The sequence below is a fragment of the Saccharospirillum alexandrii genome, from assembly GCF_043641555.1.
GTDB lineage: Bacteria > Pseudomonadota > Gammaproteobacteria > Pseudomonadales > Natronospirillaceae > Saccharospirillum > Saccharospirillum alexandrii_A.
Genome location: NZ_JBHZRJ010000005.1, coordinates 1 through 24123 on the forward strand (window position 1 = coordinate 1; position 24123 = coordinate 24123).

Here is a 24123-nt window from a genome sequence, read left to right on the forward strand (position 1 = left end):
CCCATTTCGTTGTCGTCTTTGCCTTCCAGCGCCATCAGGGCAGAACCGATGATGATCGGCGTGTCGTCGCCCGGGAAATCGTACATGGACAGCAGGTCACGCACTTCCATCTCAACCAGCTCCAGCAACTCTTCGTCGTCGACCATATCGGCCTTGTTCAGGAATACAACGATGAAGGGTACGCCAACCTGACGGGACAGCAGGATGTGCTCACGCGTTTGCGGCATCGGGCCGTCAGCGGCAGAACACACCAGGATAGCGCCGTCCATCTGGGCAGCACCGGTGATCATGTTCTTCACATAGTCAGCGTGGCCCGGGCAGTCAACGTGCGCGTAGTGGCGAGCAGGTGAATCGTATTCAACGTGAGAGGTGGCGATGGTGATACCACGCTCGCGCTCTTCCGGTGCGTTGTCGATGCCGTCAAACGCAACCGAGGCGCCAGTGCCCCACACTTCGTGACAGACGCGCGTCAGCGCCGCGGTCAAAGTAGTTTTACCGTGGTCAACGTGACCGATGGTGCCGACGTTTACGTGCGGCTTGGTACGCTCAAAAGTAGCTTTAGACATAGTCCCAGCCTCTCACCTGGATTCACATAAGCAAAAGGCAGCCACTGTTAAGTGCCTGCCTTCCGATTCACTCAGCCAGCCAAAACGCCGGCTATAAATATGGTGCTCACGATGAGATTTGAACTCATGACCTCTCCATTACCAATGGAGTGCTCTACCACTGAGCTACGCGAGCGAACAAACACTGCAGACAGACCAGAAGGCACAGCCCGTAGGCTGACTTTCGACAACACTATCTGGAGCGGGTAGCGGGAATCGAACCCGCATCATCAGCTTGGAAGGCTGAGGTTCTACCGTTGAACTATACCCGCACTGCCTCCCGGGGGAGGAAATGGTGGAGGGGGACGGATTCGAACCATCGAAGCATAAAGCGGCAGATTTACAGTCTGCTCCCTTTGGCCACTCGGGAACCCCTCCAAACCGGGCGAGAGTTTGCATGAAGCCTGCCAGGGTGTCAACTCTGATCGTTAAATTTTTCTCAATCAGAACAAGCACTTAGACAACATGAAACCGGGTAAAACCCACCTTGCCTAACAAGGAGGCGCGCATATTATTGATTATGGGATTGAAATGCAACTGTTCGGCAAGTGTTTTGCGTCGCCGCTGTGGGGCCGCACCACAGCCGGCCTGCAGCGGCGTACGGCGTTAACAGCGGAAGCGCTGGAACGAGGCCCCTTCAAATTCAGAGACGATGGAATCCACAGCGGCATTCGAAATCTGCCGGGCGGACTCGGCCCCGACCGTCAGGACCCAGACTTGGCGAGTCCGGTCTACTCGCTCTACCCGGGCTTCTATGTCTTGCCCGGCCAGTTCAGAAACCCGGGTTCTGGCATTGGTGTCCGATGAAAACAACCCCAGTGAAATACCGCCGGCGAGGCGGCCCTGGTTGATCAGAAAGCTCTCGATGTCGTCGGACTGCAATTGCGCCAGGCGGTCACGTCCTTGCTGATCGGTGTCGAAGGGACCAATCACGACCCAGTAGTCCGAACGCAGAATCTCTTCGCGGGTGCTCATGTCAGACGACACTTCCAGCGCCCGCAACCGGGATTGAATAATATCGGCCTGATCTTCAGCAGCAATGCCGGTGATGCGAATGCACTGCAACGGCTCGACCACCGGCTCAGCCACCACAGTTTGTTCCAGCTCTGCCAGTTGGTTTCGTGTCGCCTGGTCAATCGCCAGGTTGTTCATTTGTGCGACCGAGGGCTCAGCCACCTGCACGGCGGGCTGCGTCGTCTGCCAGTACTGAAAACCACCCAGCGCCAGGTTCAGCACCAGCAGGGTCAGAATTATCCACTTCATCCTAGAGATTCCATGTAAGCCGCATCCTTATACAGTTGTTTCATACCGTCGATTACCAGGTCCGGCAGCTGCTCGCCGGCGGGCTCTACCTGCCCCGCCAGTGCCGGTGCATCGCCTCCGGTCCAGACCAGGCGGCAAGGCGAGAGGGCATACTCGATGCAAGCCGCGCTGACCGCTGCACTGAGCGTCAGTACCGCACCGTTGGCAATGGCATCGGCGGTGTTGTGCCCGGGTGCCCTGCTCTTACTCGCGGCTACGGCCGGTAACGCGAATGTATCACTTACCAGCGCACGGCGCATCAGCGCCAGGCCGGGCACGATATAGCCACCCCGGTGCTGCCCGCTGGCATCGAGCGCATCAATGGTCAGCGCGGTGCCGGCATCCACAACAACCACGTTCTGTTGCCAGTGGCGCACGGCGATCAGCGTCAGCCAGCGATCCACGCCATAGCGTGCGGGGTCGGGATAGGCCAGTTGAATCCCGTGCCAGCCATTTCGCACTGCCATTACGCTGATCTTGCATCGACGGGTCGCTGACAGGGCTTCGCGAAGCCGGGCGCCGAAAGCAGAGACGGTCGCGATTACCACCTGCAGAGGTTGCCAGTGATCTATATCGGCCAGCGCCGCTTCAATGTCGAGCCAGTAGCCTCGGCGCTCACCCATCCGGTATTTGCAGCGGCTGTTGCCGCAGTCGAGGAACAGGACCTGTGTTTCCTGAATCGGTGTCATAGCCGCCACTCTCCTGCTGGCCTTACCACAGTACCGACACCTCACCGCCATTGACGGTTCTGCGTTGCCCGGCCTCGTCATCGACGATCAACTGACCCTGGGCATCGATACCGCGAGCGACAACGGTTTCTTTCCCGCTGCCTTGCACTAACGTGACCGACCGGTCCAACAAGCAATCGTATTCGGACCACTCTCGCAACAATTCCGCCAAACCACCAGACTGCGTCAGGCTGGCCAGCACGCTGTGCAGTTCGTTAAGCAATGCTGCCAGCAAGTCATTGCGATCAATAAACCGACCGGAAAGATCGCGCAAGCAAGCGATGTCGCGGTCCAGCCCCGGTGGCGCCGCGTTCACATTCAGACCAATGCCGACGACCAACACGGGCTGATCGAGCAGGTTTCCCTGTAATTCGCAGAGCACGCCGCCGAGTTTGCGACCTTCATAATAAATGTCGTTGGGCCATTTCAAGGCGACTGACAAGGTCGTAATCTGCCGAATAGCCCGCACTACGGCCACACCGACCACCAGGCTGGCGGCATAGAGGGCATCGCCCGTCAGCGATTCCCGCACCGCCGCCGAGACCATAACGCTGCTGGCGGGCGGACTCTGCCAGGCCCGCCCGCGGCGCCCCCGACCCTGGTGCTGATAATCAGCTGTACACACCGACCAGCGCCCCGGCGCAGGCGGCTGCGCCAGCACCCAGGCGTTGGTGGAATCGACATCGGTGCGAATATCCAGCACCGACAAGCGGCGAGTCACCTCACCCGACAGCAAACTCAGTATCCGCTCCCGGTCGAGCAGGCTGACCGGTTCGGCAAGCCGGTAACCCCTGCTTTTGACCGAATAAACATCCACGCCTTGAGCCACCAGCTCCGCCACCCAGTTAGACACCGTGGGCCGCGTCACCTGAAGCTCGTCAGCCAGGGCCTGACCCGAGGTGAACTGCTGGTGGGACAATAGCGGCAATAGTCGATACAGGCTTTTCATGCAGTCGGGGCAACCTTGCAATAACGGGACGGTTAACGGGCAGGCCTTGCCCGGTCTGTGCACATCATAGGGAATTTTGACGCAACGGCCCAGAGCGAACCGTAACAACCCAAGTTTCGGGTTTCGATTGGGTAGCTAGCAGCGGGTGCCGGGTGTGCCCCTGTGGGGTAGTCCGCAGCAAGGATGCTGCGGCCTAGGCTCCATGGACGGATCTACGCCGACCCCACAGGGGCATACCCGGCTCCCGCTGCGGGCCAATGCCACTCCAGGCAGCCCGACCTCTTAAACTTGAAGCCACAAGAGCAGCTTCCTTAACCCTGAGCCGCCATGCGAGCCGCCGCCCGATTGTGCTGATCGATCTTGCGGAACAACAGCCAGCTGGAGAAAGCCACGATCGACACCACACCGATGATGATGGTCGCCAACGCATTGATCTTGGGCGTCACGCCCAGCTTGACCTGGCTGAACACTTCAATCGGCAGGGTTGTAGCCCCGGGTCCGGTTACGAAACTGGCGATCACCACGTCATCGAGCGACAAGGTGAACGAGAGCAGCCAGGCGGAAATGATCGCTGGCGAAATGACCGGCAAAGTGACCAGAAAAAAGGCCTTGATCGGTGTCGCCCCGAGATCAAGCGCCGCTTCTTCGAGGCTCTGGTCCATTTCGCGCAGTCGTGAACTGATCACCACCGTCGAATAAGCTACACAGAAGGTTGTGTGCGCAATCCAGATCGTCAGCATGCCGCGCTGGGCCGGCCAGCCGAGCGACTGCGCCATAGCAACAAACAACAACAGCATGGAAATGCCGATGATCACATCGGGCATGACCAGCGGCGCGGTGATCATGCCGCTGAACAGGGTGCGACCGCGAAAGCGGGTGAAGCGGATCATCACAATGGAGGCCAACATACCAATCACCACGGCGGTACTGGCCGAGTAAAACGCAATTTGCAGTGAGCGACCCACCGCACCCATGAGTTGCTGGTCCTGAAACAGTTCACCGTACCAGCGCGTCGACCAGCCAGCCCAGACCTGCACCATACGTGAGGCGTTGAACGAATAAATAATCAGCATCAGCATCGGGCCATAAAGGAAAAAGATGCCAATCCAGAAAATGATGACGCTGAGACTGAAACGACCCGACCTCATAGTCCCGACTCCTTGTTCTGATAGCGGTGGAACAGCATGATCGGAATGATCAGCAGCAGGATCATGAGCACCGCCAGCGCAGAGGCAACCGGCCAGTCGCGGTTATTAAAGAACTCCTGCCACAAGACCTTGCCGATCATCAGTGTTTCGGCACCGCCCAGCAGTTCTGGGATGACGTATTCACCCACCACCGGAATAAACACCAGCATTGATCCGGCAATAATGCCGTTAACCGACAAAGGCAGGGTTATGCGAAAAAAAGAGGTCACCTTGCGGGCCCCCAGATCGCTGGCGGCTTCCAACAGAGCGTTATCGTGTTTGACCAGATTGGCGTACAGCGGCAACACCATAAACGGCAGGTAGGAATACACCACGCCAATGTACACCGCAAAATTGGTGTTAAGCATTTGAATCGGGCTGTCGATCAGGCCGATCCAGATCATGAAGTTGTTGAACACGCCATTGTTTCCGAGCAGCCCCATCCAGGCATACACCCGTATCAGAAACGAGGTCCAGCTGGGCAGCAGCACCAGCAGCAACCAGGTGGTCTGCAAATGCGACGGCGCCTTGGCGATGGCATACGCCATGGGATAGCCCAACAGCAAGCAGAAAATGGTTGCATTGAAGGCGATCTTGATCGAATTCCAGTAGGCGCGAATGTACAAATCATCACTCAGCAACCAGGCGTAATTGCTGAACGTCATGCGAATGTTAAGTGTCTGATCCAGCCATTCGAACATCGCGGTGTACGGTGGAATGCCCAGAAAGGTTTCCGACACGGATATCTTCGCCACCATCACAAACGGCATGAAGAAGAAGACCAGCAGCCAGAGGTAGGGGCCGGCAATCACCCAGCGGCGACCACCCGGCAGAATGCGAGCCAGATCGAGTTTTTTCATGAGCGCAACACCACACCGCTGTCGCTGGCCCAGTGCACATAGACCGGGTCATCCCAGGTCGGCCGGTCTGCCCGGCGTTCGACATTGGCCAGAAAACACTGAACGATTTTGCCCTGCGGCAACCGGACGTAATAAACGGTGTGGCCACCCAGGTAGGCAATGTCATGCACAATGCCGGACGACCAGTTGTAATCACCTTCCGGTTTCTCGCGTGTCATCAGGGTTTTTTCCGGGCGCAAGGCGAACAGCATGCTGCGCTCGTCCACACCGGAGGTCACCCCGTGGCCGATGTAAATATCGGCATCCAGATCCGGGGTGTGCAGGGTCATGTGGTCTTCCTGATCGTCGATGATCTGCCCGTCGAACAGATTCACCGACCCAATGAATTCAGCCACCATACGGCTGTTCGGGCTTTCGTAAATATCGACCGGTGAACCGACCTGTTGAATAAAGCCCTGGTCCATGATGGCGATGCGATCTGCCATGGTCATGGCTTCTTCCTGATCGTGCGTTACCATCACACAGGTAACGCCGACGTTTTCCAGAATATCGACCACTTCCAGCTGCATTTCGGTACGCAATTTCTTATCGAGTGCACCCATGGGTTCATCGAGCAACAACAATTTGGGCTGTTTAGCCAGGCTACGCGCCAGGGCCACTCGCTGCTTCTGACCGCCGGATAACTGGTGCGGTTTACGCCGCGCATATTTTTCCATATGCACCAGCTTCAGCATGCGCTGTACCCGATCGATGATCACGTCTTTCGACAGTTTTTCCTGCTTAAGGCCGAAAGCCAGGTTTTGCTCTACGGTCATATGCGGAAACAGCGCATAGGACTGAAACATCATATTGATCTGACGCTGGTAAGGCGGCTGATGGGTAATGTCTTCCCCCTCCAGCAAAATGCGCCCTTCGGTCGGATTCTCGAACCCGGCCATCATTCGCAACAGGGTTGACTTACCCGAACCGGATGCCCCCAACAGCGCAAAAATCTCCCCCTGACGAACCTCGAGCGAGACGTTATCAACCGCCAGGTCTTCATCGAAGTACTTGGTCACTTTTTCAATACTGAGCAGCGTTTTTTTTGCTTCGGTACTGGTTTCATGCTGTTGTCGGCGCGCGCCGGCCGCTAATGCCATCTGGGTGTCTCCCCTGTCACGCTGGCTAATATTACCAAGTCTGTTTCTGAATAATGGGCAAGCGCCCCGTTGAACCCTGCATCGGGCTTACAGCCCTGCTCCAAACCTACTGGTGTTTCTTGTGCAATTGTTAAAGTACCGCTTGGAGCAGAAATGTCGGGGCCGGATTACCCGGCCCCGTTGTCATGCATTCTGTTAACTCAGCTGCCAGACTTAAAACGAGTCCAGCTGCGTGTAATTTCCCGCATGATGCTGTTGGGCAGAATTTCGTTGGTGAACAACTCAGTGCCATCCGGCGGATAGATGCCCGGGTTTTCAAGAATTTCCGGGTCGATGTACGGGTTGGCCGCTTCAACCGGGCTGCCGTACCAGACGTAGTTGGTGATGCCGGCAGCCACTTCAGGCTCCAGCACGAAGTTGATGAACTCGTGGGCTTCTTCCACATTGCGGGCGTCCGCCGGAATCACCATCATGTCAGACCACAACACGGTGCCTTCTTCGGGAATAAAGTAATCAACCGAGACATCGTTTTCCGCTTCTTCGGCACGCCACATGGCCTGGAATACATCACCCGACCAGCCTATGGACACACACACTTCGCCATTGGCCAGGTCGGAAATGTAGCGTGAGCTGTGGAAATACTGGATGTACGGACGCACCTTGTTCAACTCGTTCAGTGCGGCACGGTAGTCCGCTACGCTGCGGCTGTAAGGGTCACGGCCCATATACTGAAGTATCAGCGGGAAGATCTCGTTACCGGAATCGAGGAAGGTAATGCCGCATTCGGCCAGTTGTGAGGCGTATTGCGGATCGAACACCAGATCCCAGCTGCCAACGGGCGCATCGTCACCCAGAATTTCCTGGATTTTGCCGACGTTGTAGCCAATACCATTCGTGCCCCACTGGTAGGGGACTGAGTATTCATTGCCCGAATCGAAGTTCTCGAGGCGCTCCAACAGCTCCATGTCGAGATTGTCGTAATTGGTCAGCTTGGATTTGTCGAGCTTCTGGTAAGCACCGGCCTGAATCTGACGCGCCATGTAGTTGGTGGTCGGGACGACCAGGTCATAGCCGGTCTGGCCGGACAGCACCTTGGCTTCCAGTACGTCGTTGGAGTCGAACACATCGTACACAACTTCAATGCCGGTCGCTTCGGTAAAGTCTTCCAGCGTGTCCGGGCCGATGTAGTCAGACCAGTTATAGATATAAACAACGCGATCTTCAGCGATCGCCGTTCCCCCAACAGCCGCCGCCAGTGCGGCGATGGCGATGGTCTTCTTATGTTTACTCATCGAAAGATACTCCCCTGCATCATTTTTTAATTCGGACCTTCGGCTGACCTGGCCAGCTTCCGGACCACCTGCCTACAGTAAAATGAGATGATCAAAACACCAAAAGAATTTATGCACCGGCCGGATATTCTTTCTGCAACTGAGCCAGGGTCTGGTCCAGCGCCCGCCGTGTTTTGGCGACAAGTTCATCAATTTCAGCCGGCTTGATCACCAACGGTGGTGACATCAGCATGGTGTCACCGGTAGCGCGCAACACCAGGCCTTCGGCCAGGGCATAATCGCGACACAGTGTGCCCACCCGACCCTCTTCAGGGTAGCGCCTGCGGCTTGCCTTATCCTGAACGAGTTCCACAGCACCCAGCATACCCACACCCCGCACTTCGCCCACCAGAGGGTGATCTGCCAGCGTCTGCAACTGCGCCTGCAAGTAAGGTGCCGTTTCCTCGCGGACTCGGTCGACAATGCCTTCTTCGCGCAGAATTCGCACATTCTCGAGTGCCACGGCCGCACAGACCGGATGCCCTGAATAGGTGAAGCCGTGGTTGAATTCGCCACCACTGATTTTGAATACTTCAGCAACCCGGTCGGCAACCATAACCCCGCCAATCGGCAGGTACCCGGACGACAGCCCCTTGGCGATGGGCATGAGATCCGGTGTTAACCCATAGTAATCGGACCCGAACCATTCACCGGTGCGGCCGAAACCACAAATCACCTCATCAACCACCAACAATAGATCATAGCGCTTAACGATGCGTTCGATTTCCGGCCAGTAAGTCTTCGGCGGGATAATCACGCCACCGGCGCCCTGAATCGGTTCAGCAATAAAAGCGCCGACCGTTTCCGGGCCAAGCTCCAGAATTTTCTCTTCAAGGGCTCGTGCAGCCAGCAGACCAAACTCGTCCGGCGACAGGTCGCCTCCCTCGCCGTACCAGTAGGGCTGACGAATGTGGGCAATGCCGGGAATTGGCAAGTCCCCCTGAGCATGCATGGGGCTCATGCCGCCCAGACTGGCACCCGCCACCGTGGAGCCGTGGTAGCCATTATGGCGGCCGATGATGGTTTTCTTCTCAGGCTTGCCCTGCAAATCCCAGTACCGCCGCACCATGCGCAGCACAGTGTCGTTGGCTTCACTGCCGGAGTTGGTAAAGAAGGTATGGTTAATGTGCTTCGGAGCAATCTCGGCCAGAGCCCCGGCAAGCTCAACCGCCGGTGGTGTCGCCGATTTGAAAAACAGATTGTAGTAAGGCAACTGACTCATCTGCTTGCTGGCAGCATCGACCAGTTCCTGCCGGCCGTACCCCAGGTTCACACACCAGAGTCCGGCAAAGGCATCCAGATACTCATTACCTTCACTGTCCCAGAGCATCACGCCCTCGGCCCGCGTAATAATGCGAGCACCCTCACGGCCAATCGCACCGCTGTCACCAAAAGGGTGCAGCATGTGATCGGCACCCTGATGTTGCCAGTGTTCGGTTTGAGTCAATGACGGTGCGGCTGTCAAGGAATAACCCCTTATATAGTTCTGATCGAGTGGCGGAGGCAAACGTGACCAATCACGCCGGATACTTTATTCCTTAAGGTTCGGGTTGCGCACATTGCGAGCGGCGGTTGCCGGTGATGCCTCTGCGGGGAAGTCCGCAACATGGATGTTGCGGTCTAGGCCCCATGGATGGGTTGAGTGGGCGGCATCCCGCCCGACCCCGCAGAGGCATCACCGGTGGCCGACGCGGACCTCGCCACCCAATGGACCCGTGCCTCTAATTTTAAACCGTGCTCAACAAGAACTCGCGTTCCCAGGAACTGATCACACGCTTAAAGCCTTCATATTCAGCCCAGCGAGTTGCAATGAAGCCGTCTACAAAGGTTGGCCCCAACAGCTCCCGCATTTCCTGGCACTCGGCCATGATTTCGAGCGCGGCTTCGAGGTTGAACGGCACATCCGGGTCGGCCTCGGCACCGGCGCGTCCGGTAACCGGCTTGCGTGGTTTGAGATCCTTGACCATGCCCAGATAGCCACAGGCGAGGTTCGCCGCCATGGCCAGGTAAGGGTTGGTGTCGGCGCCGGGCAAACGGTTCTCCACTCGGCGGGATTCCGGCGACGCCTGGGGTACCCGCAAACCAACGGTTCGGTTTTCTTCACCCCATTCAATGTTGACCGGCGCGTTGCCGTCGGCGCCCGGCAAATAGCGCCGGTAGCTGTTCATATTGGGTGCGAACATCGGCATTAGCTGCGGGATATACGCCTGCAAACCACCAATGTAATTGAGGAACTGCTTGGAGGCTGAACCGTCCGGATTGGAGAACAGGTTCTTGCCGGTTTTGGCATCGACCAGCGACTGGTGAATGTGCATCGAACTGCCTGGCTCGCCGGTGATCGGCTTGGCCATAAAAGTTGCACCAATGTTGTGCTTCAACGCCGCTTCACGCACCGTCCGTTTAAACACAAATACCTGGTCGGCCAGTTTCAGGGCATCGCCGTGGCGGAAATTGAATTCCATCTGGGCGGTGCCTTCCTCGTGAATCAGAGTGTCGATATCCAGACCCTGGGCTTCGCACCAGTCGTAAACGTCTTCAATGATCGGATCGTATTCGTTGGCGGCATCGATGCTGAACGACTGACGACCACTTTCCTTGCGGCCTGAACGGCCAATCGGCGGTTCCAGTGGCAAGTCCGGGTCGGTGCAGCGCTGGGTCAGGTAGAATTCCACTTCCGGGGCGACGATGGGTTTCCAGCCTTTGGCTTCGTACAGGCCCAGCACTTTTTTCAGTACCGCACGTGGCGACAGTTCGATCAGGTTGCCGACGCTGTCGTAGCAGTCGTGAATCACGTGAGCCGTTGGCTCCAGCGTCCAGGGCACCAGGAACGCAGCGTTTGGATCCGGACGCAGTATCATGTCGATGTCGGCCGGGTCCAGAATGCTGTAATAGGCTTCGTCGTCCGGGTAATCGCCGGTTGCCGTCTGCAACAGCACACTCTCGGGCAGGCGGATGCCGCGTTCGGCAATGAATTTGTTGGTTGGCATGATCTTCCCGCGCGCAATGCCGGTCTGATCTGGCGTGATGCATTCCACTTCGGTCACGCGATTGTCTTTAAGCCACTTGATTAAATCGTCCATACAGGGTTCGTTCGATTGTCACGCTCTACACGCATCACCGAACGCCTCAAACAGTTGTCGTTGTTGGGGATGGTTCATAACCTGCCATTCCGGGTGCCACTGCACGGCCAGGGCAAATCGCATGGCGGCGATTCGCACTGCTTCGATCAAACCGTCCGGTGCAGTGGCTTCAACCTCTAAGCCGCCCCCAAGTGTTGCCACACCTTGAACATGCAAGGAGTTTACCTCCAGGGTGTCAGTCGAAAGTATCTGCTGCAGCAACCCACCCCGGGTCAGTGCAACAGGGTGTGCCGGCGCGTACTGCTTCGCCAGCGACTCGTCTTTGTTTTCGCGATGTTCCTGCAAACCCGGCACCTCATGCAATGCCTGGTGTAAAGTGCCACCCAACGCCACGTTGACCTCCTGAAAACCACGGCACGCAGCAAAGAGGGGAAGGTCCCGATCCAGAGCGGCGTTTATCAGAGCCAGACTCAGCGCATCACGTCGTTCATCATAGGCCTGATCCGGCAACGGCGCTGCCCCATAATGCCGTGGATGCACCATGGAGTAACCTCCGGTCAGAAAGAGACCGTCGAGACGGCTTACAAAGGAAGTGGGATCGAGCAGATCGGTCAGGGCAGGCAGCAGCACGGGGGTTACACCAGCGGCCTGGGCCAGTGCAGTCAGGTACTTGTCACCGGCCATGTGAAAGGCATGCGGCGGTACCATCTTGACATCGCAGACGACGCCGACCAGTGGCCGGACACGTTCGGGCTGCATGCAAACCCCCTCTTGTGCTGTGCTTTATTATTACCGTGAGCATTCCGGCTTCGACCTCCATCAGGCGGCAATATCCGGTGACTGCTCAGGTGTTTATTTTTTACCACGTTACCATAAAAAATAATCAACACAAGGCACTGAAATGGCCGAATGTTAATTATATAAAACATTATTGACGGCCTTCGGGCCCCAAAGCCCGGTAAAGTGTCAATTATTTTCACCACACCTCTTGAGCTTAACCGCTTTTTGGGGTTAGCTTGCTTCATCGATTAATCCTCTCCGGGACACGACTATAACCACTACACTGGGTGGTTCACGGCGACGAGGTCTCGCCCGTTAGCGATGTAACCCATAAGGAGCGCCTTCATGACAGAATCCATGATTCACAGCCTCAGTTTTATCGACGGCGACTGGGCAACGGCCCAGTCTGGCCGAACCTTCGATGTCACCAACCCGGCCAATGGCGAATGCCTGGCCGTGGTTACCGACTGCGGCCCGGAAGATGCCGAGCTAGCCATTGAAGCGGCGCACCGGGCTTTTGCTTCCTGGAAACATGAAACGGCCAAAAGCCGTGCCACCATCCTGCGCCGCTGGTTCGAACTGATCATGAACCATCAGGATCAGTTGGCCGAACTGATGACACAGGAGTGTGGCAAGCCGCTGGCCGAATCGAAAGGCGAAGTCGCCTACGGTGCTTCTTTTATAGAGTGGTTCGCCGAAGAGGCCAAACGCGCCTCGGGTGATGTGATTCCGACCCCGAACAACGACCGCCGCATTCTGGCCATCAAACAGCCGGTCGGCGTCTGCACCGCCATTACACCGTGGAACTTTCCACTGGCGATGATTACCCGCAAGGTCGCCCCGGCGCTGGCCGCCGGCTGCACCATCGTCGTCAAGCCAGCCGAAGCAACGCCACTCACGGCCCTGGCGCTGGCCGATCTGGGCCGGCAGGCGGGCTTGCCAAAGGGGGTGTTGAACATCATCACCGCCAGTAATGGCAAAGCCGTCGGTGAAGTGCTCAGCACTCATCCGCTGGTGCGCAAGGTGAGCTTTACCGGCTCCACCCCGGTCGGCAAGACGCTCATTCGCCAGGCCGCCGACACAGTGAAGCGGGTATCGATGGAGCTTGGCGGTAATGCCCCCTTTATTGTCTTTGACGACGCCGATATTGAAGCGGCTGTTAAAGGCGCCATGGCGTCCAAATACCGCAATACCGGCCAAACTTGCGTCTGTGTAAACCGCTTTTTGGTACAGGAAGGTGTGTACGACCGCTTCGCCAGCGCCATGGCCGAAGCCAGCGAACAGCTTAAAGTGGGCAACGGCATGGACGACGGCGTGACCATTGGTCCGCTGATCAATGAAGCCGGGCTGGAGAAAGTCGAGGCCCTGCTCAACGAAGCAACCAGTCAGGGCGCCAAGGTGCTGCTCGGTGGCAAACGTCACAGTCTGGGCCACAGTTTTTTTGAACCGACCGTGTTAACCGACGTAAAACCGGCCATGCGCGTCAGTCAGGAAGAAATTTTTGGCCCTATTACCGCCCTGACCCGGTTCAAAACCGAAGAGGAAGCGGTACAACTGGCAAACGATACCCCCTTCGGACTCGCCGCCTACTTTTACAGCAGCAATCTGTCGCGCATCTGGCGGGTCGCTGAAGCGCTGGAATATGGGATGGTGGGCATTAATGAGGGTATTATCTCGACTGAGGTCGCGCCCTTTGGTGGCGTGAAAGAGTCGGGCCTCGGCCGCGAAGGCAGCCAGTACGGTATCGATGAGTACCTGGAACTGAAGTATTTATGCATGGGCGGTCTCGACCGCTGATCCTTTTGGCGGCAAGACCGCCCAACTGTTAAGTCGCTGTGTCAGGCCCGGTACGCCCGGGCCGTCATCGCCAACGATGAGAAAGCATCATGTCACACCCTGAAGTAACCGCCTTTCTGGAACAACACCCGGACGTCACCACCATCGAACTGCTGGTCACCGACCTCAACGGTGTGCTGCGCGGCAAACGCATTGAGCGTGAGCTGCTGGAAAAAGTGTATGAAGAAGGCTTTAACCTGCCTGGCTCGGTGATGGCGCTGGACGCCACCGGCACCACCGTCGAAGAAACCGGCCTGGGCGCCGAAGACGGCGACCGCGACCGGCTCTGCCTGCCGGTTCCCGGCACTCTGGCCATGGTGCCGTGGCACGCCGACGGCGACCGGGCTCAGGCGCTGTTCACCATGTTCGAAACCGATGCCGAAACCCCTTTTCTGATGGACCCGCGCCAGGTATTGGTGCAGGCGGTCAAGCGTTTCAATGAACTGGGCTATACCCCGGGTATTGCGGTTGAGCTGGAATTTTATCTGATCGACACCGAGCGCGACGCAGAGGGCAAACTGCAGCCACCGGTCTCTCCGGTCAGTGGCCGGCGCATGAGTTCCAAACAGGTCTATTCGATGGATGACCTGGACGACTACGATTTCTTCATCCGCGATGTACTCGACACCGCCCACGAGCAGAACATCCCGGCTGATACCGTCATCACCGAATACGCGCCCGGCCAGTTTGAGGTGAACCTCAATTACGGCAACGATCCGATGCGTGCTGCCGACGAAGCGGTAATGCTCAAGCGCGTCATCGCCCAGGTAGCGCGCAAGTGGGAAATGGAAGCCACTTTTATGGCCAAGCCCTACATCGAGGAAGCGGGCAGCGGCATGCACATTCACCTGAGCCTGATGGACGACGACGGCAACAACATCTTTGCCAGCGAAGACCCGGAAAACGTGCCGGAAATGCGCTGGGCCATGGGCGGATTAATCGACATGGCCGACCACGTTCAGGCGCTGCTGTGCCCGAACATCAACAGCTACCGCCGCCTCAACCCGGATGCCTTCGCTCCTACCGCCAAAACCTGGGGTTACGATAACCGCACGTCTGCCTTGCGCATTCCCTCTGGCAGCGTCGAAGCCACCCGCATCGAGCACCGCCTAAGCGGAGCCGACACCAACCCCTATCTGGCAGTAGCGGTGGTATTGGCAGGCGTAACCGAAGGCCTGCAAAACCACATAGAACCGCCCGAACCGGTCGAAGGCAACGTCTACGACCAGGACCACCCGGAGCTCGCCGACAACGCCCGCGATGCGCTGCGTTCCATGATTCTGGATGAACGTGTCCAGAAGTGGTTCGGCGCCGACTTCATCGAGATGTACCGCATCTGCAAATGGAGCGAAGTACGGCTATTCGAGCGCCAGGTCACCCCCATGGAGTACGAGCTTCTGCTACCCTATATTTGAGTGCTCAGGGTTGCCTTTGTTTTGTGCCATGAGTCCGCGTCCGGCACCGGGTGTAACTATCCGGGGTCGGCGTGGACCCGTCCATGGGGCCTAGACCGCAGCATCCATGCTGCGGACTTCCCCGGATAGTCACACCCGGCACCTGACACTCGCTTGATAATCAGCCTTAAATTGAATAAAAAAAACCGCTGGCTGAACGGTGAAAAACACCTCAAAAAAAACGCTGGTATTTTCGTTAATTTCAGGAAAAATACGCGCCCCTGAGAACCCAGGGTTAACCCCGAGGAGCCAAGATAGATGAGACCGGTAACTGTAGCTGCCACCCAGATGAGCTGTGGCTGGGACGTTGATGCCAACATTGCCAAAGCCGACGCCCTGGTGCGTGAGGCCGCTGCAAAAGGCGCACAGATTATCCTGATTCAGGAGCTGTTTGAGCGCTGCTACTTTTGCCAGAAGCAAATCGAAGGCTACATGGCGTTCGCGACACAGGTTGATGAGAATCCGGCTATCCAGCATTTCAGTAAAGTGGCTGCCGAGCTCAAGGTCGTGCTGCCCATCAGTTTTTACGAGCGCGCCAATAATGCGTTTTACAACACCGTCGCCATCATCGACGCAGACGGCAGCAATCTGGGCATCTATCGCAAGACCCACATCCCTGACGGCCCGGGCTATTCCGAGAAGTTTTATTTCACACCGGGCGATACCGGCTTCAAAGTCTGGGATACCGCCTATGCGCGCATCGGTGTGGGTATTTGCTGGGATCAGTGGTTCCCGGAAACCGCCCGGGCCATGGCATTAATGGGTGCGGAACTGCTGTTCTATCCGACGGCCATCGGCAGCGAACCGCAGGACAACACCATCGACTCGCGCGATCACTGGCAAATTACCCAGCAGGGTCATGCAGCCGCCAACCTGACGCCCTATATCGCCAGCAACCGCACCGGCGTTGAAGCCGAGGGCGAGCAGACCATTTCGTTTTATGGCTCTTCATTTATTGCCAATGAACTGGGCCAGAAAGTGGCTGAGTTTGATCGCAATGACGAGGGCGTCCTGGTGCACACCTTTGACCTGGATGAAGTGGCCAGTACCCGCCGTGCCTGGGGCGTTTTCCGCGACCGCAGACCGGATCTGTACGACCCGCTGATGACCAAGGACGGAGGCCGCTGATATGCCAGCGCCGCTAACGTCGACACCGCGCGCTGACGGCTATGGCATGCCCGCCGAATGGGCACCCCACAGCCAGACCTGGATGCTGTGGCCGGAACGACCGGATAACTGGCGCTATGGTGCCAAGCCCGCCCAAGCTGCCTATACGGCCGTTGCCGAAGCCATTGCCCGGTTTGAACCGGTAACCATGGGTGTGTCGGCCGATCAGTATGAAAACGCCTGTGCCCGGCTCAGTGCCGGCATTCGGGTGGTTGAAATATCGTGCAACGATGCCTGGGTTAGAGACACCGGGCCAACCTTTATTACCAACGGTGAAGGCGGTCTGCGCGCCAACGACTGGGAATTCAACGCCTGGGGCGGACTGACCGGCGGTTTGTATCAGCCGTGGAACCGGGATGACCAGGTGGCACAGAAGATCTGCAATATGGAGCGCATCGAGCGCTACCGCACCGAGGGCTTTGTGCTCGAAGGCGGCGCCATTCATGTCGATGGTGAAGGCACCTTGATGACCACCGAAGAGTGCCTGCTGAACAATAACCGCAATCCGCATTTAACGCGGGCGGAAATAGAGCAGCGGCTGCGGGATCATCTGAATATCGAGACCATTTTGTGGGTGCCCGATGGCATCTACAACGACGAGACCAATGGTCACATCGACAACATGGCCTGTTTCGTCAGTCCGGGCCAGGTAGTCCTTGCGTGGACCGATGACGAGACCGACCCACAGTACCATCGCAGCCGTAAGGCTTACGATTACCTGAGCGCCCATCGCGACGCCAAAGGCCGGTCACTGACCATCACTAAAATGCCGTTGCCCAAGCCGCTGATGCAGACCGAAGCCGAAGTCGATGGCATCGACTGGGCCCAAAAAGCCTGGCCACGCCGGGCCGGTGAACGCATGGCCGCCAGCTATGTGAACTTTCTGATGGTCAATGGCGGCATCATTCTGCCGAGCTTCGATGATCTGCAAGACGACATCGCCGCCAGCATTCTCAGCGACCTGTGCAAAGACCGGGAGGTGGTTCAGGTGCCAGGCCGTGAAATCCTGCTCGGCGGCGGCAACATTCACTGCATTACCCAGCAGCAACCACTGGCCTGAGAACGCGAGTTAGCATGGGTGCCAATCTTCGAACTGGCTTAATCCAACTTTGAGACGCACATCCGCGCCAGGAAGCGGGTATGTCTCAGCCGGTCGCTGCAAGTACATCCATGTAAGCTCGACGGTCCCCATCCATGGGGACCGACGCCCGTCTGAGACATACCCACTACCTGGCGCTAAACTTAAGGGTTTAATCAACTAGGATGTTCCTTTGTTAAAGATGCCTTTCCAGCCGCATTTCGTTACTCTTCTCCAACCTCTTTACTGCCAGACGAGACCTACATGCTTTACACCTTTTTAAAGGACACCGCCCAGTTCTTTCGCCAGCACCTGATCGCGCTGATCATCATCACCGTGGGACTGGGGTTCATTTTCGAAGTGCTGTTTGTTTTGCTGCAAGGGGCATTCGCCGATTTTCCCTATGCCTGGCCCCTTATGCTACTGCAATGGGTGGGTGGCGTCTGGGCATCGGCTGCTGTGGTGTTGTACGTGCGCCAGTCACTGAATAACCAGTACCTACCCCCCAAAGACGCCATTACCCAGGCTCTGCCCTGGGTATTACCACTGGCGGGCGTACAAATTCTGACTGGCTTGGCGGTGGGCCTGGGATTGCTGCTGATTGTTCCGGGCATCTATTTTGGGGTGCGTCTGGCGCTGGCCACCTTTTACCTGATCGATGGCCGCGAACCCATACCCGATGCAATGCGTAAAGCCTGGACCGGCAGCATGGGGTTCGGCTGGATCATCTTTGGCGGCTACGCGCTGATCTACGGGGTGCTATTGCTCGTCAGTCAGCTACTGGTGGGAGGTCTGGATTTGGCAGCGGGCTATGGACCACTGAACTTCATCATCGCGCTTGTCTTTAAGCCGGTCGGTGCCTTTGCGCTGATCTTCGGCTTCCGCATCTACTCGGAAGCCGTCAAACAGCCCGCCAAGCCCTGATCGGGCGCGGGTTCAGCGCGGTGGATAACACAGCCTAGTTGCGGTCGCAACCGGCTTTTATTCACACCTCAGCTGGTCACCCGGCCGCTCGCTGTCAAGCCATTTTTTCATCAAAAAGGCTCTAAAACAGGCTTGACAGCACCTGCTCTCGTCACAACCTCCCTAAGGCCATCGTATTCTACTTACCCACAGAAAATGTGGATAACCTTCTGCATAACTTTGGGACAAACCCATTGAATGCGAACCTTTCCCCACTACCATGGCGTTGCAGCCGGATTGGAAAAATTGACTGATTTTCCAACACCCGCTTTGTTCGCACTGGAACATCAGGCCGTGAGGGTCGAAACCGAAATGTGCGCCTGTTCACTTTTTACACACGGAATCTGACCTCTATTGCACTCGTTAGGCTGTCATTCCAATGCCAGGTCTTTTTCTGCAGGCGACTCCAAGGGTTTGAATTGTCTGGCATTTCCTGGCTTGGCCGGCGCTCGCCCCCAGTATTGTTCATGGAATCCGACCATGTCGTTCAAATCTTCTGATTGATCAGTTGAAACCTGCGCTGTCGTATCCCCTGTCGCTGGCCAGCACCCACAACAACTTATTCTGGAAGGATAACGACAATGCACACTCTAAAAGTGATCGCCGGAATCGCGGTCAGCGGCCTGATTCTGGCTGGCTGTGAGTCCACCAGCGACGATGATGACACCACCACCGCCCAGGCTTCGCTGCGGGTGCTCCATGCGTCACCCGATGCTCCTGCGGTAAACGTTTACCTGAACGATGCCATGACGCCCGCCGTCGATACGCTCGACTATGGCTCAGCATCTGCCTTTGCGTCTGTGGATGCCGGCACCTATGGCACCGAAGTCTATGGCATTCTGCCAAGCGGAGCCGACACCGATGATGCCGTCATCGATGCTGATCTGACCCTGGAAGAGGATATGGAATACACCGTGGTTGCGGTCAATGCACTGGCCAGCATCAGCGCCAAAGTCTTTGCTGACGACGGTTCTGAACAGGACAGTTCGAAAGTAAGGGTTCAAGTTGCCCATCTGGCGCCCGACGCGCCAACTGTTGATGTTCACGTAACGGCTCCCGGAGCAACGCTGACCGCCAACACGGTCTTAGGCACTTTGGAATTTACCGCCGAGTCTGATTTACTGGGCCCGACTCTGGTCGATGAAGGCACCTACCAGATTCGCGTCACCGCGCAGGGGGATACTGATCCGGTTTATGATTCCGGTTCCGTTGAACTGACCGCCGGCAGTGATCTGTTCATCGGTGCCATTCCCAATATGTCAGGGATTGGCAGCTCACCGATAGCCCTGGCGGTGTCTGATGGCACAAATACGAGCCTGCTTTATGACAAGAATTCAAGCGATGTAGCTGTACGCGCTGTTCACAACGCAGTCGATGTGCCGGCGGTGGATATCTTTGCTGCCGCAGACACCACCAGCGCGCTCGACGTCACCGATTTCACAAGCGCCGACGCCTTGTATTCCGACGTATCCTTTCCGGCTATTTCGGCTTACACAGAGGTGGGGTCTGGTGATTACGACCTGGCCGTCAGTCTGAATCCGGATGCCGCTGATGCGTCCATTTCTGAAGAAGGTATCACCCTGGCCAATGGCACTAGCTATACCGTATTCGCCATGGGTACGCTGGATGGAGGCGACAGTGCGGACCTCGAACTCGTGCCTTACGTCGATGACCGGCGGTCGGTCGCCACTGCCGCCAAAGTTCGCATTATTCATGGCTCAGCGTTGACCGCCAATGTGGATTTGTATGCGACGTCAGGCCCTCTAGCAGGCGCCGTTATCACCAATGAAACCCCGGCTTACGAAGATGTTCCCTACAAGGGTAATACCCCCTTTATCGAACTGGCAGCCGGCACATACACCTTCACGGTGACACCGACAGGTACTAAAACAATCGCCGTACAAGCTGAATTAACGGTAGCCGCAGGCGACATTTACACCGTTTGGGCACGCGACGATGACCCGGGCGTTGCCATTGCAGTCGAAAACGACAGCGACTGAGCAATGCAATCGTTCCCGGTCAGGCTGACCGGTAAATAACCCAAAAGGGCGGCTAATAGCCGCCCTCTTTGTTTGGAGTTTTTGCCTGGAACTTCACTCGCCCTGTTTATGCCGCGACACCCGCTCCATCGTCCTCAGTATGTCTCGCCAACTGACCATCCCCAGAGGCTGATTGCCCTGGGAAACCACCGGCAGGCAGGAAATTCTATTCCGGTTAAACAGACTGATTGCATCGGCCAGCGAGGCCTCTGGCGATATGGTGATGGGGTCGCGCGTCATCACCTGATGGGCGCGCCGGAACAACGTGCTGGTATCGCGCGTTTGCTCCGACGGCGTCCCAACGTAGGGGGACAGCGCTTTCAGAATGTCCCGGTCGGAAACAATGCCCTTGAGAATGCCGCGCTCGGTAACCAGCAAGTGGTGAAACCGATGTTCTTCAAACAACTCGCGCATGCGCGCCACGGTATCTTCCATCCCGACCACCACCGGGTTGGGATTCATGATTTTTTTGACACTCATACCCGCCTACCCTGCTGTTACCGTTCTGCACAGCATACCGCCATCGCTCTGGAGTGTCTTCACCTCCCGGCCCGGTCAGGTCAGTCGAGCCCCTCTACCTGACGTATTGCCGTCAATTCTTCACGGGCGACCACGAGCCCCCCTTCTTCACGCGTCGCATCGATGGTGCCATCACCGTTTTCATCAACGCCGTTAGCCAGAGCATTAATCAGCCAGGCCATGTCATCGAGAGACTCCTGTGCGGCTGATGTCGACCGGGCATCCAGGGCTGCATTGCCCGCGCGAACGGCCAGCTTGGCCAGCGATTCGGCGTTGCGTAACGGATTTCGAACCCTGAGGTTATTATTAATGATGTTGTCGGAGGCACCCGGCGACTGGGCCGCATAGAGGGTGTGTTTTTCTGCACCGTCGGCCCCTTCAATAACACCGAAACCCAGGCCCGGACCGCTGCTCTGTTCATCGGGGTCCAGCGCATGCAGTGCATGAGCCACATGCTGTTTGAGGGTAGCGAGGTCTCCGTTGTGATCTTCAGCCAGCCTGACATGAGTCAGAGCAATCTCGGCTTCCTGCAGAGCCACGGTCATGAACCCGACCTGGCCTGGCGCCTCCGGCCAGGAGGTCGAAACGTGTTCCAAATGCATGTGCGCAACGTTCATGGTGGACTCGGCCTGAACGCCACTCATCAGAGCCAACGCCACACAACACCCAGCCATTCTGATGGTTCTTTGCTTCATCCTGCTACCTTCCATGTTTATGAATGTGAGAATCGTACTGATTAGACGAAGCCTAGCGGGTTTTGGATGCAAGCGAACACAAAAAGCGTGATTTCAGCTTTTACGGCCGTATCGGGCAAGGTAGCTGTCGAGTTTGTTGGCAAACGCCATCCGGTCGGTATTATCCATCGTCTTCTGCCCGCCAGACTGAATGCCGCTGGCGCGCAGCGTCTCCATAAAGTCGCGTACATTCAGCCGACCGCGAATGTTGTCACGGGTAAAGGCTTCACCCCGATGACTCAGCGCACTGGCACCTTTCGCAATCACTTCTGCCGCCAGCGGAATATCACTGGTGATCACCAGATCTTCCGCCTCGGCCAGTCGAACAATTTCATTGTCCGCCACGTCAAACCCGGCCGGCACCTGCACCGAGGTCACGTATTTCGACGGCGGCGTCTTGATGTACTGATTGGCCACAAAGGTGGTCTGAACCTGCGTCCGCTCCGCAGCCCGCACAATAATGTCGCGGATCACAGTCGGACAAGCGTCGGCATCTACCCAAATGCGCATATCTCATTCACTGCATTGCATGTTTAGGGGCATTTTCGCATGTTCTGAGGTTAGTCGGTATTTCTGGTTAGTGGCTGTGGGTGGCTAGGTGGCGATTTCAATAGCGGCTTAACGTTATTCGGTGGCAGGAAGCCGCAACCGGCATCGCGCGCAGCTCTGGCGGTCGCTGCAAGTACTTCCATGTAAGCTCGACGGTCCCCATCCATGGGGACCGACGCCCGCCAGAACCGCACCCGATACCGGTAGCTGGTCTGGCGTTGGTTTAATTCGACGTGGCAAATAGTGAACCGAAAGGGCGCCGGGTGTGTCCTTTTGAGGCCGTTAGACCGCACGGATGCGGTCTTCGAGCCCCCAGGGATGGGTTCACGGCGTGCCTCTAAAGGGCATACCCGGTGCCCTTTCCAGCAACCAGGGCAGCTTTGGCAACGTTTTTGGGGTTGGGTAATGGCACCTAGGCCAACCTATATCCCCAACTTGTCTCGCAACCCGTAGTAAGTCGCACCGATGGCTGTATAAGGCGCCCTGAACAGTTGGCCGCCGGGGAAGCGGAAGTGCTTCAGGCTGGCAAACGCGTCGAAGCGTTCAGCCTGGCCGCGCAGCGCTTCGGCGATCAGTTTACCGGCCAGGTGGGTGGTGGTAACACCGTGGCCGCTGTAGCCCTGGGCGTAATAGATATTATCGCCGATGCGGCCGAATTGCGGCAGCCGGCTCATGGTGAGCAGGAAGTCCCCACCCCAGGCGTAGTCCAGTTTTACGCCGGTGAGAGACGGGAAAATGGATTCCAGGTGCGGGCGCAGGAAGCGCTCGATTGAATCCGGATCTCCGCCGCCGTAAGTGACCCCACCGCCATAAAGCAAGCGAAAATCACCGGTGATGCGATAATAATCGAGCTTGTAATTGCAGTCTTCGACACATTCCAACTGGGGAATCAGCTCACGGGCGCGCGCTTCACCGAGCACCTCGGTGGCCACGATCTGGGTGCCACAGGGCATCGACTTGGCGGCCAGTTCCGGCACCAGGTTGCCCAGATAGGCATTACCGGCAACCATCACGTACTTGGCGCGCACCTGACCCTGGTCGGTATGGACCACCGGCTCGGCACCCCGGTCAATCTTCACCACCGGAGAATCTTCAAAAATCTGGCCACCATGCTGCTCAATCGCTGCGGCTTCGCCTAACGCAAGATTCAGCGGGTGAATATGCCCGGCCCGGTTATCGCGCAAGCCGCCGATATACTGATCGGATTTCACAACGTTACGTACGGCGTCCCGATCGAGAAAATCGAGCTGGGTATGGCCGTAGCGCTCCCAAAGCGCTTTTTGCTCCTGCAATTCGTGCAACTGGCGCTTGTTGAACGCTACAAACACACCGCCATCGCGATAATCACACTCAATCTTGTAATCGCGAATACGCTGACGAATGATTTCAGCTCCTTCAAACGCCATGCCGCCCAGCATTTTGGCGGTATCCATGCCGTAATTTTTTTCGATCACATCAATGTCGCGACTGTAGCTGTTCACCAACTGGCCGCCGTTGCGACCGCTGGCGCCATAACCAATACGCGCCGCCTCCAGCACCACTACGCTGAACCCGGCCTCCGCCAGATGCAATGCGGTCGACAGGCCGGTAAAACCCGCGCCAATCACACAGACATCAGCCTGAACGGACTCAGTCAGGGCCGGGCGATCCGGAGTCGGGTTAGCACTGGCGGCATAATAGGAACCGGTGTGTTCAGTACGACGGGTCATCTGGGGCTCCACAAAGAAGAATGTAAAGAAGGACGATTAAGATTCTGGTAACTCAGGCTTTGGCGTTCGCATTCAGACAAGTGCCGGGTGCCGGGTGTGCCTATCCGGGGAAGT

Annotated in this window: 21 protein-coding genes and 3 tRNA genes; 6 read left to right on the forward strand and 18 right to left on the reverse strand. The window is 57.1% G+C overall.

All coding sequences use genetic code 11. The annotated features are described in order from the left end of the window. From ACHUE7_RS17030 to ACHUE7_RS17095, 14 genes are all read right to left on the reverse strand, one after another. On the reverse strand, positions 1–566 hold a 566-nt coding region (locus ACHUE7_RS17030), incomplete at its 3' end, for a GTP-binding protein (protein WP_394171082.1). A gap of 100 nt (positions 567–666) precedes the next feature. Further along, positions 667–741, reverse strand: a tRNA-Thr gene (locus ACHUE7_RS17035). Between the two features lie 62 nt (positions 742–803). Next, positions 804–877: transfer RNA gene (locus ACHUE7_RS17040), tRNA-Gly, on the reverse strand. A 21-nt stretch (positions 878–898) separates the two neighbouring features. Further along, a tRNA-Tyr gene (locus tag ACHUE7_RS17045) sits at positions 899–983 on the reverse strand. Between the two features lie 228 nt (positions 984–1211). Further along, positions 1212–1868 carry a hypothetical protein gene (locus tag ACHUE7_RS17050; RefSeq protein ID WP_394171083.1) on the reverse strand — a complete coding sequence of 219 codons (657 nt, stop codon included), beginning with the start codon at positions 1866–1868 and terminating at the stop codon, positions 1212–1214. Beyond that, positions 1865–2596 (reverse strand): type III pantothenate kinase, encoded by a 732-nt coding sequence (locus ACHUE7_RS17055; RefSeq protein ID WP_394171084.1) that lies wholly within the window; start codon positions 2594–2596, stop codon positions 1865–1867. The genes ACHUE7_RS17050 and ACHUE7_RS17055 overlap by 4 nt, the downstream gene beginning before the upstream one ends. Positions 2597–2618: 22 nt before the next feature. Continuing rightward, positions 2619–3584 carry a biotin--[acetyl-CoA-carboxylase] ligase gene (locus tag ACHUE7_RS17060; RefSeq protein ID WP_394171085.1) on the reverse strand — a complete coding sequence of 322 codons (966 nt, stop codon included), beginning with the start codon at positions 3582–3584 and terminating at the stop codon, positions 2619–2621. Between the two features lie 311 nt (positions 3585–3895). Beyond that, entirely contained in the window at positions 3896–4732 is an 837-nt protein-coding gene (locus ACHUE7_RS17065) for an ABC transporter permease subunit (protein ID WP_394171086.1), read from the reverse strand. Beyond that, the gene (locus tag ACHUE7_RS17070) at positions 4729–5631 is read right to left on the reverse strand and encodes an ABC transporter permease subunit (protein ID WP_394171087.1); all 903 of its coding nucleotides are present in this window, start codon (positions 5629–5631) and stop codon (positions 4729–4731) included. Before ACHUE7_RS17070 ends, ACHUE7_RS17065 begins: the two co-directional genes overlap by 4 nt. After that, positions 5628–6770 (reverse strand): ABC transporter ATP-binding protein, encoded by a 1143-nt coding sequence (locus ACHUE7_RS17075; protein ID WP_394171088.1) that lies wholly within the window; start codon positions 6768–6770, stop codon positions 5628–5630. Before ACHUE7_RS17075 ends, ACHUE7_RS17070 begins: the two co-directional genes overlap by 4 nt. A gap of 200 nt (positions 6771–6970) precedes the next feature. Continuing rightward, positions 6971–8062, reverse strand: coding sequence for a polyamine ABC transporter substrate-binding protein (locus ACHUE7_RS17080; protein ID WP_394171089.1), 1092 nt, complete (start codon positions 8060–8062; stop codon positions 6971–6973). A gap of 109 nt (positions 8063–8171) precedes the next feature. Beyond that, a complete protein-coding gene (locus ACHUE7_RS17085) occupies positions 8172–9566 on the reverse strand; it encodes an aspartate aminotransferase family protein (protein ID WP_394171090.1) in 1395 nt (464 codons plus the stop codon). 262 nt (positions 9567–9828) lie between these two features. Then, positions 9829–11181, reverse strand: a complete 1353-nt coding sequence (locus ACHUE7_RS17090; RefSeq protein WP_394171091.1) for a glutamine synthetase family protein — start codon at positions 11179–11181, stop codon at positions 9829–9831. Positions 11182–11199: 18 nt separating this feature from the next. Continuing rightward, the gene (locus ACHUE7_RS17095; protein WP_394171092.1) at positions 11200–11940 is read right to left on the reverse strand and encodes a gamma-glutamyl-gamma-aminobutyrate hydrolase family protein; all 741 of its coding nucleotides are present in this window, start codon (positions 11938–11940) and stop codon (positions 11200–11202) included. 366 nt (positions 11941–12306) lie between these two features. Between ACHUE7_RS17095 and ACHUE7_RS17100 the strand changes: the two genes are divergently transcribed. The 6 genes from ACHUE7_RS17100 to ACHUE7_RS17125 all read left to right on the forward strand — a co-directional run bounded on the left by ACHUE7_RS17100 (position 12307) and on the right by ACHUE7_RS17125 (position 20459). Then, positions 12307–13758, forward strand: a complete 1452-nt coding sequence (locus ACHUE7_RS17100; protein WP_394171093.1) for an NAD-dependent succinate-semialdehyde dehydrogenase — start codon at positions 12307–12309, stop codon at positions 13756–13758. A gap of 89 nt (positions 13759–13847) precedes the next feature. Next, positions 13848–15212: a glutamine synthetase family protein gene (locus tag ACHUE7_RS17105; protein WP_394171094.1), complete on the forward strand. Its 1365-nt coding sequence runs from the start codon at positions 13848–13850 to the stop codon at positions 15210–15212. 297 nt (positions 15213–15509) lie between these two features. Continuing rightward, complete coding sequence (gene aguB, locus ACHUE7_RS17110; RefSeq protein WP_394171095.1) at positions 15510–16379, forward strand: N-carbamoylputrescine amidase; 870 nt, start codon at positions 15510–15512, stop codon at positions 16377–16379. 1 nt (position 16380) lies between these two features. Continuing rightward, entirely contained in the window at positions 16381–17478 is a 1098-nt protein-coding gene (gene aguA, locus ACHUE7_RS17115) for an agmatine deiminase (RefSeq protein WP_394171096.1), read from the forward strand. Between the two features lie 282 nt (positions 17479–17760). Continuing rightward, complete coding sequence (locus ACHUE7_RS17120) at positions 17761–18420, forward strand: hypothetical protein (RefSeq protein ID WP_394171097.1); 660 nt, start codon at positions 17761–17763, stop codon at positions 18418–18420. 620 nt (positions 18421–19040) lie between these two features. After that, the gene (locus ACHUE7_RS17125) at positions 19041–20459 is read left to right on the forward strand and encodes a DUF4397 domain-containing protein (protein ID WP_394171098.1); all 1419 of its coding nucleotides are present in this window, start codon (positions 19041–19043) and stop codon (positions 20457–20459) included. Between the two features lie 93 nt (positions 20460–20552). On the opposite strand, the gene ACHUE7_RS17130 is transcribed toward ACHUE7_RS17125, so the two are convergent. From ACHUE7_RS17130 to ACHUE7_RS17145, 4 genes are all read right to left on the reverse strand, one after another. Then, positions 20553–20978, reverse strand: coding sequence for a CBS domain-containing protein (locus tag ACHUE7_RS17130; protein ID WP_394171099.1), 426 nt, complete (start codon positions 20976–20978; stop codon positions 20553–20555). 80 nt (positions 20979–21058) lie between these two features. Next, positions 21059–21712, reverse strand: a complete 654-nt coding sequence (locus ACHUE7_RS17135; RefSeq protein WP_394171100.1) for a hypothetical protein — start codon at positions 21710–21712, stop codon at positions 21059–21061. 93 nt (positions 21713–21805) lie between these two features. After that, the gene (locus tag ACHUE7_RS17140) at positions 21806–22261 is read right to left on the reverse strand and encodes a YaiI/YqxD family protein (protein ID WP_394171101.1); all 456 of its coding nucleotides are present in this window, start codon (positions 22259–22261) and stop codon (positions 21806–21808) included. A gap of 461 nt (positions 22262–22722) precedes the next feature. Next, complete coding sequence (locus ACHUE7_RS17145; protein WP_394171102.1) at positions 22723–24009, reverse strand: NAD(P)/FAD-dependent oxidoreductase; 1287 nt, start codon at positions 24007–24009, stop codon at positions 22723–22725. Positions 24010–24123 lie beyond the last annotated feature (114 nt).